This is a genomic window from Gordonia sp. LUNF6 (assembly GCF_047041125.1).
In the GTDB taxonomy this organism is placed as follows: Bacteria; Actinomycetota; Actinomycetes; order Mycobacteriales; family Mycobacteriaceae; genus Gordonia; species Gordonia sihwensis.
Genome location: NZ_CP178181.1, coordinates 703566 through 716122 on the forward strand (window position 1 = coordinate 703566; position 12557 = coordinate 716122).

13 protein-coding genes are annotated in these 12557 nt (G+C 68.9%); 9 read left to right on the forward strand and 4 right to left on the reverse strand.

Annotation, left to right across the window (positions count from 1 at the left end; all coding sequences use genetic code 11):
- Nucleotides 1–59: 59 nt before the first annotated feature.
- From ACK8HH_RS03350 to ACK8HH_RS03360, 3 genes are all read right to left on the reverse strand, one after another.
- Nucleotides 60–932 carry an NAD(P)-dependent oxidoreductase gene (locus ACK8HH_RS03350; RefSeq protein ID WP_006894440.1) on the reverse strand — a complete coding sequence of 291 codons (873 nt, stop codon included), beginning with the start codon at nucleotides 930–932 and terminating at the stop codon, nucleotides 60–62.
- Nucleotides 929–1660, reverse strand: coding sequence for an SDR family oxidoreductase (locus ACK8HH_RS03355; RefSeq protein WP_006894441.1), 732 nt, complete (start codon nucleotides 1658–1660; stop codon nucleotides 929–931). Before ACK8HH_RS03355 ends, ACK8HH_RS03350 begins: the two co-directional genes overlap by 4 nt.
- Before the next feature lie 168 nt (nucleotides 1661–1828).
- A complete protein-coding gene (locus ACK8HH_RS03360; protein WP_412475534.1) occupies nucleotides 1829–3310 on the reverse strand; it encodes an aldehyde dehydrogenase in 1482 nt (493 codons plus the stop codon).
- Between the two features lie 63 nt (nucleotides 3311–3373).
- Between ACK8HH_RS03360 and ACK8HH_RS03365 the strand changes: the two genes are divergently transcribed.
- From ACK8HH_RS03365 to ACK8HH_RS03400, 8 genes are all read left to right on the forward strand, one after another.
- Nucleotides 3374–3970 (forward strand): TetR/AcrR family transcriptional regulator, encoded by a 597-nt coding sequence (locus tag ACK8HH_RS03365; protein ID WP_006894443.1) that lies wholly within the window; start codon nucleotides 3374–3376, stop codon nucleotides 3968–3970.
- A gap of 34 nt (nucleotides 3971–4004) precedes the next feature.
- Nucleotides 4005–5252: a cytochrome P450 gene (locus ACK8HH_RS03370; RefSeq protein ID WP_062367422.1), complete on the forward strand. Its 1248-nt coding sequence runs from the start codon at nucleotides 4005–4007 to the stop codon at nucleotides 5250–5252.
- Nucleotides 5249–6082 (forward strand): SDR family oxidoreductase, encoded by an 834-nt coding sequence (locus tag ACK8HH_RS03375; RefSeq protein WP_062367397.1) that lies wholly within the window; start codon nucleotides 5249–5251, stop codon nucleotides 6080–6082. Before ACK8HH_RS03370 ends, ACK8HH_RS03375 begins: the two co-directional genes overlap by 4 nt.
- The gene (locus ACK8HH_RS03380; protein WP_346074713.1) at nucleotides 6079–7497 is read left to right on the forward strand and encodes a cytochrome P450; all 1419 of its coding nucleotides are present in this window, start codon (nucleotides 6079–6081) and stop codon (nucleotides 7495–7497) included. The genes ACK8HH_RS03375 and ACK8HH_RS03380 overlap by 4 nt, the downstream gene beginning before the upstream one ends.
- Entirely contained in the window at nucleotides 7497–7688 is a 192-nt protein-coding gene (locus tag ACK8HH_RS03385) for a ferredoxin (RefSeq protein ID WP_045536639.1), read from the forward strand. The genes ACK8HH_RS03380 and ACK8HH_RS03385 overlap by 1 nt, the downstream gene beginning before the upstream one ends.
- A gap of 1 nt (nucleotide 7689) precedes the next feature.
- Nucleotides 7690–8280, forward strand: a complete 591-nt coding sequence (locus ACK8HH_RS03390) for a nuclear transport factor 2 family protein (RefSeq protein ID WP_006894448.1) — start codon at nucleotides 7690–7692, stop codon at nucleotides 8278–8280.
- A complete protein-coding gene (locus ACK8HH_RS03395) occupies nucleotides 8277–9527 on the forward strand; it encodes a hypothetical protein (protein ID WP_006894449.1) in 1251 nt (416 codons plus the stop codon). Before ACK8HH_RS03390 ends, ACK8HH_RS03395 begins: the two co-directional genes overlap by 4 nt.
- A 169-nt stretch (nucleotides 9528–9696) precedes the next feature.
- Nucleotides 9697–10326 (forward strand): hypothetical protein, encoded by a 630-nt coding sequence (locus ACK8HH_RS03400; RefSeq protein ID WP_231875719.1) that lies wholly within the window; start codon nucleotides 9697–9699, stop codon nucleotides 10324–10326.
- 378 nt (nucleotides 10327–10704) lie between these two features.
- Here the strand turns inward: ACK8HH_RS03400 and ACK8HH_RS03405 are convergent, their stop codons facing one another.
- Complete coding sequence (locus ACK8HH_RS03405; RefSeq protein WP_045536644.1) at nucleotides 10705–11589, reverse strand: PaaI family thioesterase; 885 nt, start codon at nucleotides 11587–11589, stop codon at nucleotides 10705–10707.
- A 137-nt stretch (nucleotides 11590–11726) separates the two neighbouring features.
- On the opposite strand from ACK8HH_RS03405, the gene ACK8HH_RS03410 reads away from it, so the two are divergent.
- A complete protein-coding gene (locus ACK8HH_RS03410; protein ID WP_062367396.1) occupies nucleotides 11727–12515 on the forward strand; it encodes a TIGR03084 family metal-binding protein in 789 nt (262 codons plus the stop codon).
- Nucleotides 12516–12557: the final 42 nt, after the last annotated feature.

The following is a 12557-nucleotide window of genomic DNA, read 5'->3' on the forward strand; positions in this document are numbered from 1 at the left end:
TCTTGCGGGGTCGGGTTCACAATGCTCCTTCGGTTCGGTTCATTTCGCTGCGCGCCGGATCAGCCGTCGCGGCGTGTGTCGTGGGCGGAATGGGGCACACCGAGTCCGGCGGCCAGATCGGTGAGGGCGCGGCGGCCCAGCGGGAGGTCGACGCCGAGCCGGTCGGCCAGTGTCAGTGCCAGGGTCAGGTCCTTCTCGCCGAGATCGCGGACGTGCGTGAAGACACCGAACCAGAAGTCGTCGGGAGCGATCGGCCCGGTGGTGTCACGAAGCATGATCGCGCCCGCACCGCCGGTGATCGCATCGGTGTGCCGGACCACTCGCCCGAGTTGTGCGATGTCGATTCCGGCGGCCTCGGCGAGTCGGGACGCCTCGGCCGTGGCGGCGAAGGAGACGAAGTGCAGCAGGTTGCGGGCCAGCTTCATCCGCGTTCCGTCGCCGGCCGCCGGGCCGGCATGGACGATGAGATCGCCCGCCGGCGCGAGTGCGGCTCTGGCCCGCTCGTAGCCGGCGCGATCGCCGCCGATCATGATCGCCAGCCGGCCCTCCGCAGCCCCGGGGGCGCCGCCGGAGATCGGAGCGTCGAGCACGACGATCCCGTCCGCCGCGCACGCGGCGGCCTGCTCGGCCGCCGTCTCGGGGGCGATGGTGGAGTGGATCGCGATGAGCGAGCCCGGCGCCAGGTGCGGGCGCAGTTCCCCGATCACCTCGCGGACCTGGGCGTCGTCGCGAACGCAGATGCTGACCAGATCGCTGGCGGACGCGAGTTCGGGCAGACCGTCCACGGCGACCGCGCCCGCATCGACCAGGGTGGCGACGGCATCCGGAGAGAGGTCGAAGACGGTGGTCGGAGCGGATCCGGCCAGGCGCGCAGCCATCGGACCGCCGATGTTGCCGAGCCCGACACAGCCCAGCCGCAGTGCCTCGCTCATGAGCGGATGACCTGTCCGCCGTCGACGTTGAAGATCTGTCCGGTGATCCAGGACGCCTCGTCGGACAGCAGGAACAGACACATGCCGACCAGATCCTGCGGCGTGCCCATCCGCCCCAGCGGGAGCTTGGCGACCATGTCGTCGACCATCGCGGCGGGAGTGGTGGAGCGGGTGGCCTCGGTGTCGATGGGGCCGGGGGCGATCGCGTTGATGCGGATGCGCTGACCGCCGAGTTCGACGGCGAGCTGCTGGGTGAGGCCGTTGACGCCCACCTTGGCCAGACCGTAGAAGCCGCTGTACAGCCAGGCCGCCGTCGACGACTGGTTCACGATCGCCCCGCCGTGCCGCATATGCGGGTAGCAGGCGCGGGTCACGTTGAGCGCACCGTCGAGGTTCACGCTCATGAACTTCTTGTAGTAGTCCCACGGCACAGTGGTCAGGAAGTCGAGTTTCATGCCGCCGTAGATCGCGGCGTTGTTGACGAGCGCGTCGATCTTCCCGCGTTCGTCAACGACGGCCGTCGCGAGCGATGCCGCGGAGTCGGGGTCGGAGACGTCGGTGTGCACGTACATGCCTCCGATCGCGTCGGCCACCGACCGTCCGGCGTCGTCGTTGACATCGGCGATCACCACGTACGCGCCCTCGTCAGCGAGTGCCCGCGCGTAGGCCTCTCCGATGCCTCCGGCGGCGCCGGTGACGATGGCGGTCTTGTCGGCGAATCTGGTCATGTTGTTCCTTCGGGGTGTTGTGGGGTGTGGTCGGGGGTGGAGTTGTGGGGGTGGAGGTTTCGACTCGCTTCGCTCGCTCAACCAGCGGGCGGGGCAGGCCAGCGGGAGAGGTGGGCAGCGGGCGGGGCAGGCCGGCGGGAGAGGTGGGAGCGCGAGGGGCCGACCTCCCTATACGGGTGTGGCGACCGCCTTGATCTCGAGGTACTCCTCGAAACCGGCGCGGCCCATCTCTCGCCCGATTCCACTCTGCTTGTAGCCGCCGAACGGGACGTCGGCGGAGTACCAGATGCCGCCGTTGACGCCCATCGTCCCGGTGCGGACGCCGTCGACCACAGCGTTCACCCGTTCCGGCGATGTGCCCCACACGGCGCCCGACAGTCCGTAGGGGGAGTCGTTGGCGAGATCGATCGCGTCGTCGTCGCCATCGTGCGGGATGATCACCAGCACCGGGCCGAAGATCTCCTCCTGTGCGACGCGAGCGGAGTTGCCGACGCCGGAGATGAGCGTCGGTTCGACGAAGAAACCGCGGTCCAGTCCGGCGGGCCGGCCACCGCCGATCTCGATCACGCCGCCCTCCTCGCGTGCCAGACGCAGGTAGTTCTCGACGCGCTCCCGCTGCCGAGCGGAGATGAGCGGTCCGCAGACCGTTCCCGGGTCCGTCGGGTCCGCCGCGGACAGGCCCGCCATCGCGTTCTTGGTGAGTTCGACGGCGGCCGCGAGCTTCTCGCGCGGCACCAGCAGACGGGTGGTGATGGCGCAGCCCTGCCCGGCGTGAGTCACGACGGAGAACGCCGCCATCGAACAGGCGGCTGCAAGGTCGGCGTCGTCGAGCACGATGAAGGCCGACTTGCCGCCGAGTTCCAGAAAGACCTTCTTGAGCGTGGGCGCGGCGGCGGCCATCACCCTGCGGCCGGTGTCGGTGGAACCGGTGAACGAGACGAGATCGACGCGGGGGTCGGTGCACAGTTGCTCACCGAGTGCGTGGTCGGTGGAGGTGACGATGTTGACCACGCCCGGAGGGCAGTCGGTCTCCTCGGCGATCACCTTCCCGACCAGCGCGGCACACCACGGGGTGTCCGGGGCCGGCTTCAGGACCACGGTGCAGCCGGCGGCGAGCGCCGGACCGATCTTGGCGAAGTTGATCTGGTGCGGAAAGTTCCACGGTGTGATCGCGCCGACCACACCGATCGCCTCGGCGCGCAGCTCTCGCCGGTTCTTGATGCCCATCGGGCTCGCCTCGCCGAGATCGGTGATCCACGAATAGCTCTCGGCGAGGTCGGCGAAGTACCCGAGATCGGTGATCGGCCCCACCAGCTGCGGGCCGTGCGTCAGGAACGTGGGACAGCCCACTTCGGCGACCGTCAGCTCCCGCAGTTCGTCCGCGTGCGCGAGCAGTGCGTCGCGCAGTTGCCGCAGGCAGTGGGCGCGGAAGGCGTGGTCGCGCGACCAGTCGGTCCGATCGAAGGCTCGGCGGGCGGCCTCGATCGCCCGATCCATGTCGGACGCGGTGGCTTCGGCCGCCTGGCCGATCACCTCCTCCGTAGCGGGGTTGACGACGTCGAAGACGCCGCCGGAACCGGGGATCAGGGCGCCGTCGACGAGCAGGTCGGTGGCGGTGTCGGGCCTGAGTGGGAGGCTCGCTCGGGTCATTGTCAGAACTCCATCTGGACAGGTGTCTGGACTTCGGTTCAACCGTAGAGTAGCGTGCGTCACATGTCCACCCCAGTCGAGTCCGCCGGTGTCGCGGCCGAGTCCACCCGGCGGCGCCTGAGTCCGCAGCAGGCCGAGAAGATCACCAAGATGACCGAGGCGGCCGTCGAGATCCTCGCCGCGGACGGCTTCGATGCGCTCTCGGTGCGTGACGTCGCGAAGCGCGCGGGGGTGGCGCCGGCCACCGCCTACACGTATTTCAGCTCGAAGAGTCACCTGGTGGCGGAGGTGTTCTGGCGGCGTCTGGCCGCCGGAGTGCCCGAGGTGGACGCCTCCCTGCCCCGGGCCGAGCGCGTGGCGCAGGTGCTGCGCGGAGTCTCGACCGTGGTCGCCGGAGAGGGACAGCTCGGCGGAGCCGTCACCGTCGCGCTGCTGGGCAGCGACCCGGACTCCGAGCACCTGCGGTGGCGGATCGGCGGGTTCATTCACGACCGCCTCGCCGCCGCGGTCGGTGACGACCACCCCGATGCCCCTCGGGTGGTGGACGCCCTGCAGATGCTCTACGCAGGCGGACTCGTCACCGCCGGCATGGGACACCTGACCTACGAAGCGACATCCGAGCGGCTGGTCGCGGCCGCCGCACTGCTCTTCAACGATTGATGGGAATGAGACGTTGACCGTCACCGACACCGGAATGCAGGAGTCGATTCCGTTCGACCCGTACGACTACGACTTTCACGAGGACCCGTATCCGACCTACGCGCGGCTGCGCCGCGACGCGCCGGTGTACCGCAACACCGACGGCGACTTCTGGGCGCTGGCCCGGCACGACGACGTCTCCGAGGCCTTCCGCGACAACGTGCGGCTGTCGAACAGCTGGGGCGTCTCGATGGATCCGACCTCGTACAACGAGAACGCCGAGTACGCGATGAGCTTCCTGGCGATGGACGACCCGCGCCACCTGCGCCTGCGCAAGCTCGTATCGAAGGGATTCACGCCGCGCCGGGTCAGCGAGCTTGCACCTCGGATCCACGAGCTGACGAGTCGGCACTGGGCGCGCTGCGTGGAGATGGGGGAGTTCGACTTCGTCCACGACTTCGCCGGACTGTTGCCGATGGACGTGGTCTCGGAGCTGCTCGGGGTCGGGCCGTCCGACCGCGCATACCTGCGACGGCAGTCGGATCTGCTGATCCACCGGGAGGAGGGCGTCACCGATGTCCCCGAAGCCGCTGTGCGCGCTTACCTGGAGTTGCACGGCTATTACGCGGAGCTGCTCGCCGACCGCCGCAGACGCCCGGGCGACGACCTCGTCTCCGCGCTGATCGGCGCCGAACTCGTCGGAGACGGGGTGGCCGCGGCGAAGGGCGAGCGCACCACGATGACCGACCAGGAGATCATCGGCTTCATGATGCTCATGGTGGTCGCGGGCAACGAGACCACCACCAAGCTGCTGGCGAATTCCGTCTACTGGGGTCATCGCAGCGGGGGGCAGGTGGCGGGGATCCTCGATGAGGTCGGCGCGGGCGCCGATCCGGCGGCCGTCGTCGGGGACTGGGTCCAGGAGACGCTCCGGTTCGACACCTCCACGCAGATGCTGCTGCGGCGCGTGGTCGACGACGTCGAATACGGCGGCTACACCATTCCCGCGGGCGATCGGGTGCTGCTGCTGATCGGTTCGGCGAATCGAGACGAAGAGGTCTTCGGGCCGGACGCGGACCAGTACCGCATCGGCCGTGACAGCAGCCGCACCATCCTCTCGTTCGGACTCGGCACGCACTTCTGCCTGGGAGCGCACCTGGCCCGACTCGAGGCCGACCTCGGCCTCGCCGAGATCGCCCGAACCGTCAAGAGTTTCGACGTCGACCTCGACGCCGCCGAACGCGTGCACTCGGTGAACGTCCGCGGTTTCGCGTCCCTCCCGATGAAAGTGGTCCCCCGATGAGATTTCAGCCCCATCCCGAACGTCGGCCCGTGCTGGTCGCCGGTGCCTCGTCCGGCATCGGCGAGGCCACCGCCCTGGCCCTCGCCACGGCCGGCCATCCGGTCGCCCTCGGCGCACGCCGTGTGGAGAAGTGCGCCGCGACTGCCGCACGGATCGTCGCCGACGGAGGTGAAGCGGCCGCCGTCGCGCTCGACGTGACCGACGACGACTCCGTCCGGAACGCGGTCGACGCGGCGCAGGAGGCGCTGGGTCCCCTCGAAGTGGTGGTCGCCGGTGCCGGCGATCTCCAGATCGGCCGAGCCCACGAGATGCCGGTGGACGAGTGGGCGGCGCAGATCGATGTGCACCTGGTCGGCGCGTACCGGCTCTACCGCGCGGTGGCGCCCGCGATGATCGCGCGCCGCCGTGGCGACATCGTGTTCATCAGTTCCGACGTCGTCGCCCACCCGCGTCCGTGGTCGTCGGCGTACGTCGCCGCCAAATGCGGTGTCGAGGGCATGGTCGCCACCATCGACATGGAGTTGGAGGGCACCGGGGTGCGCGCCGGTCTGGTGCGGCCCGGCCAGACGATCACGGGCATGGGCATGAATCTCGATCAGAAGCAGACCGAGGCGATGCTCAACGACTGGATCGCGTTCGGCCTGGCCCGGCACGGCAACTTCCTCACACCCGAGAATCTGGCTTCGGCTGTCATGGCGATGATCTCGATGCCGCCCGGCGCGCACATGCGATCGGTCGACGTCGAAGCCGAGGGCGAGCTCGTACCGCCGGAATCGTCCACCCCCGCCCAGCCCGAACCGGTCGCGCATTCGGAAGGAGCACCGGCATGACCACGAGCGCATCTCACACTGAACCCTCTGACCGCGCAGCATCCTCCGAGCACGCAGCATCCTCCGACCCTGCAGCATCGATCCGCGTATCCGGCGGAGAGGGCGAGCACGGACACCTCGACGAGCTCGCCACCGATCCGATCGGCCTGTTCCGGCGTGTCCGGGCCGAGCACGGCGACGTCGGGATGTTCCAGCTCGCCGACCGGGAGGTGGTCCTGGTGAGCGGTGCGGCCGCGAACGAAGAGTTCTTCCGCGCGCCCGACGAGGTGCTCGATCAGGGCGCCGCGTACCCCTTCATGACTCCGATCTTCGGTGAGGGCGTCGTCTTCGACACCAGTCCCGAGCGGCGCAGCGAGATGCTGCACAATCAGGCGCTCAAGGGGGCGCACATGAAGCAGCACGCGGTCACCATCCCCGACGAGGTGGAACGGATGATCGCCGGCTGGGGCGACGCCGGCGAAATCGATCTGCTCGACTTCTTCGCCGAACTGACGCTGTACACCTCGTCGTCGTGCCTGATCGGACGCAAGTTCCGCGAAGAGCTGTCGGGCCACATCGCGCACCTCTATCACGAGCTGGAGAAGGGCACCGACCCGATCGCCTACGTCGACATGCACGCCGACATCGAGAGTTTCCGCCGACGCGACGCCGCGCGCGCCGAGTTGGTAGAGTTCATCGGCGGCGTGATGGACCGCCGTATCGCGAACCCGCCGGCCGACTCCGCCGACCGGGATCTGCTCGACGTGCTGGTGTCGCTGAAGAACGACGACGGTTCGCAGATGTTCAGTCCGGACACCGTGACCGGCATCTTCATCTCGATGATGTTCGCGGGCCACCACACCACTTCGGGGACGGCGGCGTGGACGCTGATCGAACTGCTCAAACATCCGGACCATCTCGCCGAGGTCGTCGGCGAACTCGACGGGATCTACTCGGACGGCGTCGAGTACAGCTTCGCTGCGATGCGTCAGATCCCGAAGCTGGAAGGCGCGATCAAGGAGGCGCTGCGACTGCATCCGCCGCTGATCATCCTGATGCGCCTGGTTCAGGAGGACTTCGAGGTCGGCGGGGTCACGGTTCGCGCCGGACAGTCGATCGCGGTCTCGCCTGCGGTCTCGAACCGGCTGCCGGAGGACTTTCCGGACCCGGACTCCTTCGATCCCGCTCGGTACGAGCAGCCGCGGCAGGAGGATCTGGTCAATCGCTGGACGTGGATCCCGTTCGGTGCCGGACGGCATCGCTGCGTCGGCGCGCAGTTCGCGATGATGCAGTTGAAGGCGATCTTCTCGGTGCTGCTGCGCAACTATGAGTTCTCCCTGGTTCAGGAGCCGGACAGCTACCGCAACGACCATTCCAAGATGGTCGTGCAGTTGCAGCAGCCGTGCCGCGTCGCCTATCGGCGGCGGGAGCGGTGATGCGCGTCGTCGTCGATCTGGATCTGTGTCAGGGACACGGGATGTGCGAGTTGGAAGCCCCCGACGTCTTCGAGGCGGGCCGTGACGCGGTGACGATCCTGAACGAGAACCCTGACGAATCGCAGCGCGCCGAAGTGGAGGCCGCTGTTCGGTTCTGCCCGACCCAAGCACTGAAGATCGTGGAGGAATGACATGGCTTTTCCCCGTGCCGAACTGGACGAGATGAAGCAGCGTTGGCTGGATGCCAACGTCGAAGCCGAGAAGGCGGGCGACTGGCGCCCGCTCGCGGATTTCTACACCGAGGACGCCACCTACGGCTGGAACTACGGTCCGGAGAAGGACTTCATGGCCGTGGGCCGCGACGAGATCCGAGAGATCGCGCTCGGCCAGGAGATGGAGGGCCTGGAGGGCTGGGAGTATCCGTACCAGGCGTGGGTGATCGACGAGCGGACCGGCGACATGATCGGGCTGTGGCGCCAGGTGTACTCCGGCGCCGGGAACCCAGTGAGCGGGCCGATTGACGTCAGCACTCGAGCCGACGGTTCCCACTACGCGGTGCACGGCATCGGCGGGAGCTGGTTCCGTTACGCGGGGAACTTCCAGTTCGGCTGGCAGCGCGACTTCTTCGACTTCGGGAACGTCTCGGCACTGTTCCTGGAGATGCTGACCGATCAAGCCTGCAGTGACGGCATGCTCAAGCGCATCGAGAAGTCCGCGCCGGGGAACCTGCCCGGTTGGTATCCGCTCGGGCAGTCGCCCGTCGGCCTGTGGGACCTGCCGTGAGCCTGGCCGGACTGACCCGCGCGCAGTTGGTGGCTCTGGTCCCGGAGTCGCTGCTGTCGGGCCAGCTGATCGATCGGTCCGGGATGGCACACCTGATCGCGGCGTTCGGCCGCGAGGGCATGACCCAGGTCGCCATCGAGGAGTGGATGGCGGCCAGCCCGGTGTACACGGGGCGGATGCGGACCGCGCTCGGGATCGAGGGCGACGGGGTCGAGGACATGTTCAAATGCCTGCAGCTCGATATCGGTGCGCCGCCGCAGTTCATGGACTTCCGCTACCGGATCGTCGATCGGTACCACGGCTCGTTCGTGCTCGATCACTGCGGCGCGCTTCTCGACGTGGAGCCGATGGGCGACGAGTACGTGACGGCCATGTGCCACGACATCGAGGATCCGACATTCGATGCGACCGCCATAGCGACCAATCGGCGCGCGCGGATCCGTCCGGTGCACCGACCGCCCCGCGTACCCGCGGGCCGGACGCCGCACTGCGAGTGGACGGTGACGATCGAGCCCGACCGCGAGGAGCTTCCGTTGCCGGAGGTCACCGAGCCGACTCTGCGAACCCGGGCGGCGTCGATCGCCCTCAGCCCGATCGACGGGTCCGCCGGCGACGGTCTCGCCGATTACCGCGGTCCGCTCGTCGAGGACCTGGCCTTCGACGAGTTCTCCACCTCCGCACTGGTGCGGATCGCGGAGGAGACGGCCTTGCAGCACCAATTGCTCGCGATCGGATTCCTGGCATCCGTGCGACGCCGGACCGATGCTGCGCGCGCGGACGAGATCCTCGAGAAGCAGCTCATCGGCATCGCGGGGATCACCGCCGAACGATTGTCGGCCGCGCTGTTCGACGGTCGGTCCGACGCGACGGCGCTCGCCGGCGTTTTGAACGCGCACCCGGTGTTCGGCCCCGAGCAGTACACGGGGGTGGTCGCGCAGGTGCGCGAAGACGGTGACGGCGTTCGCGTGCGCATTCGAGTGGATTCGCCTGCGGTGGAGGACGGCGCGTGGATGCGGCTGTTGGCCGCGGGCCGGCTCGGTGCGATCGCGTCGGCGGTGCGGGCGGTCGAGCCGACGTGGGTCGTCGAAGAGAGTGCCGTGAACGGCGACGAACTCGTGGTGACCGTCGGCCGCGGCGATCCGCAGCCCGAGTGCGACGAGGTCGCCATCGTGCGCTTCTCGGCCGGGTCGTCGTTCACCTTCGCCGACCGCGGTCCGTCGAAGCCCCTGCCGCTCTCGGTGGTGTGAGGAGAGGGGCGCGCCTGTGGACGTGTGCCTCGGGTAGACGCGAGGCTCGGCGACAGATCCCCCGTCCCGGACGGGGGATCTGTCGCTGAGTGGCGCTGCTGCGGATGGCGGATCGTGGGCTGTGGACGGCGGATGGAACCGTCTTGGGCCCGGTCGCGTCTAAAGAGATATGTGGCCTGCAGATCGATACGGACTCATCTGGCGCGGCGTCGCCCTGGATTCCGGAGTCACCGAACGCGAGATCCGGGAGGCCGTTCGCAGACACACGCTGATACCGGTGGGACGGGGCGTGTACGTGACGCGTGAGTCGCTCGGTCCGGACCCGGGGCAGGCGCTGCGGGACCGCTATCGGCTCCGGTGCGTGGCGGCCGCTGTCGGAACCGCCCGCGACTGCGGCAACGTGCTCAGTCACGAGTCTGCGGCCGCAGTCCTCGGGCTCGGGACTCTGCGTCCCGATCTCACGAGCATTCACCTCACCAACGGTCGCAGCAACGGCGGTCACCGTCGACCCCACCGCGTGATACACAGCGGGGGACTGCGCGACGACGAGGTCGTCGAGGTCAATGGGCTCGCGGTGACGTCGATCTCGCGGACCGCGGTCGACGTGGCGCTCTCGGTGCCGGACTTTCCGCGGGCCCTGTCGGTCATGGACAGCGCACTGCGGCTCGGTGCGGATCGCGGCGTACTGCTCGCGGAGCTCGCACGGCCGCGGCGCGGAGTCGCCCGGGCGCGTCGGGCGCTGCGTCATGCGGACGGGCGGTCGGACAACCCCGGCGAGTCGTGGGGCGGGCACAGATGATCGAGGCCGGACTGCCAGTTCCCGAGCTTCAGACCCGCTACCGTCTGCCGAGCGGCCGGACGGCGATCTGCGACTACGACTGGGATGGGTCCGTGGTGGCGGAGTTCGACGGTTTCGGGAAGTACCGGCGGGAGATGCGGAAGCCGGATCAGCCGGCTGACGACGTGGTGATCGCCGAGAAGCTGCGCGAGGACGAACTGCGCGCCCGATCTGCACGTGGTGCGGTGGACGACCGAACACTTGGCGTTCGGGCAGATGGTGCCGCTGCTGCGACGGCAGCTGTCGCGGTTCGGGATCCTCCCCGCGGCATCGCGGACGCGAGGCTCGGCGACGAAACCCCCGTCCCGGACGGGGGATCTGTCGCCGGCAGGCGCGACGTCAGACGTCGAAGCGCGCGTCGGCCGTCGCCCGTCCGAGGAGTCGGTCGCCGTCGTACATGCGGGCGTCGAAGAGGCAGAGACGGCGCCCGAGCTTGACCGGCACGACGTCGATGCGCACGCGGCGGCCGTCGACGACGGGCGACCGGTGGAATTCGCAGGTGAAGTCGATCAGCTGGTAGCCGCCGCCGGCGCGGACATTGCGCTGGGCTCCGAACGAGCACGCCTGGGCGAGCATCGCGGCGATCACTCCGCCGTGCATGGTGCCCATGAGGTTGCGCATCCACGGTGCGGTGGTGAACTGCACGTCGACGGAGCCGTCGTCGCCGGTTCCCGTGACGCCGCCGTCGAGGATCTCTGAGATCGGGCCCATCGGGAGCGAACCGTCGATCAGCTTCGCGACCACCTCGGCACCGGAGAGGGACGGGTCGATCCGCTCGACCGCGGGTACGCCGTCGGGTGCGGGCTGTTCCGGATGCCACTGAAGGTCGCCGCTGGTGGGACGACCGACCCGGACGTTGCGAGCGGTGCCGAAGCACACCGTCTCACCCGCGGACCCGGCGATGGTGACCGACGTGGTGCCGAACGCGTCGTCGTGCATGCGGAGGTCGGCGCTCGCGCGGAGCACGTCGTGGGGCGCGGGACGCCGCACCATCGACATCGTGAGCCGTGCCTGCATCGACGACGACGCGGCGTCGAGCCGGTAGAAGGGAACGCCACCGACGTCGTCGAAGAGCACCGTGAGAGCCGGCAGTTCGATGAGGCCGCGGTGATCGGTGACGCCGCTGCCGAGCTTCTGGACCAACACCGGTGCGTCGACGTCGGTGTCCCGGCCGATGGCGAACGTGGTGAACGGGTCGGCGATCGGCGGGGCGTGACTCGTCATGGGTCCGTCCTATCAGGGGACAGCGCGCGGGGCGAAACTCGCGGACTCGGATGAGACCGGTGCCACTCGCGCGGGGTCCGGAAGAGAAACAATCATTCACGCTTGATTTGTTTGCCGATCCGTGTGACGCTGGGCGCATGGCGATCGTCGATGAACTCGTTCAGGCATTGCAGGCGGAATCGGAATCCCTCGACGGCCTCGTCGCGGAGCTCTCCGACGAACAGTGGGCCACCCCGACGCCGGCCCAGGGGTGGACGGTGGCGCACCAGATCGGTCACCTGCACTGGACCGACCGCGTGTCCCTGCTGTCGATCACCGATCCCGCGGGGTTCGGCGACCTCGTCGAGCAGGCGATGGGCGACCCGTCGGGCTTCGTGGACGCGGCAGCGGAGACCGAGGCGGCCAGGCCGCCCGCCGAACTCCTGGCTGACTGGCGCAAGACGCGCGACCGGCTCGGCGGTGCGTTGGTCGCGGTCCCGGAGGGCACCAAGCTCACGTGGTTCGGTCCGCCGATGTCCGCGGCGTCGATGGCGACCGCGCGGATGATGGAGACCTGGGCACACGGTCTCGACGTCGCCGACGCGCTCGGTGTGAAGCGTCCCGAGGGCGACCGCATCAAGAACGTGGTGCACCTCGGGGTCCGAACCCGCGATTTCGCCTACCTGGTCAACGGGCTCGACGCCCCGGCCGAACCGTTCCGCTACGAGATCACCGCGCCGTCGGGCCGGCTGTGGACGTGGGGACCGGAAGACGCGACCGACATCGTCCGCGGCCCGGCGGTGGACTTCTGCGAACTCGTGACTCAGCGACGGCACCTCGACGATCTGAACCTCGAGTTCATCGGCGACGAGGCCGCCGCGTGGTCGCGGATAGCCCAGGCCTTCGCCGGACCTCCCGGCGCCGGCCGAGCGCCCCAGAGGTCCTGAGCGCCGGCCGCACCCGCACCCACACGCGTGAAACACCAGGAG

Coding starts and splice junctions, on each gene's coding strand:
- ACK8HH_RS03370 (WP_062367422.1), top strand. CDS start 4,005: ATGCAGGAGTCGATTCCGTTCGACCCGTACGACTACGACTTTCACGAG.
- ACK8HH_RS03400 (WP_231875719.1), top strand. CDS start 9,697: ATGTGGCCTGCAGATCGATACGGACTCATCTGGCGCGGCGTCGCCCTG.
- ACK8HH_RS03365 (WP_006894443.1), top strand. CDS start 3,374: ATGTCCACCCCAGTCGAGTCCGCCGGTGTCGCGGCCGAGTCCACCCGG.
- ACK8HH_RS03355 (WP_006894441.1), bottom strand. CDS start 1,660: ATGACCAGATTCGCCGACAAGACCGCCATCGTCACCGGCGCCGCCGGA.
- ACK8HH_RS03375 (WP_062367397.1), top strand. CDS start 5,249: ATGAGATTTCAGCCCCATCCCGAACGTCGGCCCGTGCTGGTCGCCGGT.
- ACK8HH_RS03385 (WP_045536639.1), top strand. CDS start 7,497: ATGCGCGTCGTCGTCGATCTGGATCTGTGTCAGGGACACGGGATGTGC.
- ACK8HH_RS03390 (WP_006894448.1), top strand. CDS start 7,690: ATGGCTTTTCCCCGTGCCGAACTGGACGAGATGAAGCAGCGTTGGCTG.
- ACK8HH_RS03380 (WP_346074713.1), top strand. CDS start 6,079: ATGACCACGAGCGCATCTCACACTGAACCCTCTGACCGCGCAGCATCC.
- ACK8HH_RS03350 (WP_006894440.1), bottom strand. CDS start 932: ATGAGCGAGGCACTGCGGCTGGGCTGTGTCGGGCTCGGCAACATCGGC.
- ACK8HH_RS03405 (WP_045536644.1), bottom strand. CDS start 11,589: ATGACGAGTCACGCCCCGCCGATCGCCGACCCGTTCACCACGTTCGCC.
- ACK8HH_RS03360 (WP_412475534.1), bottom strand. CDS start 3,310: ATGACCCGAGCGAGCCTCCCACTCAGGCCCGACACCGCCACCGACCTG.
- ACK8HH_RS03410 (WP_062367396.1), top strand. CDS start 11,727: ATGGCGATCGTCGATGAACTCGTTCAGGCATTGCAGGCGGAATCGGAA.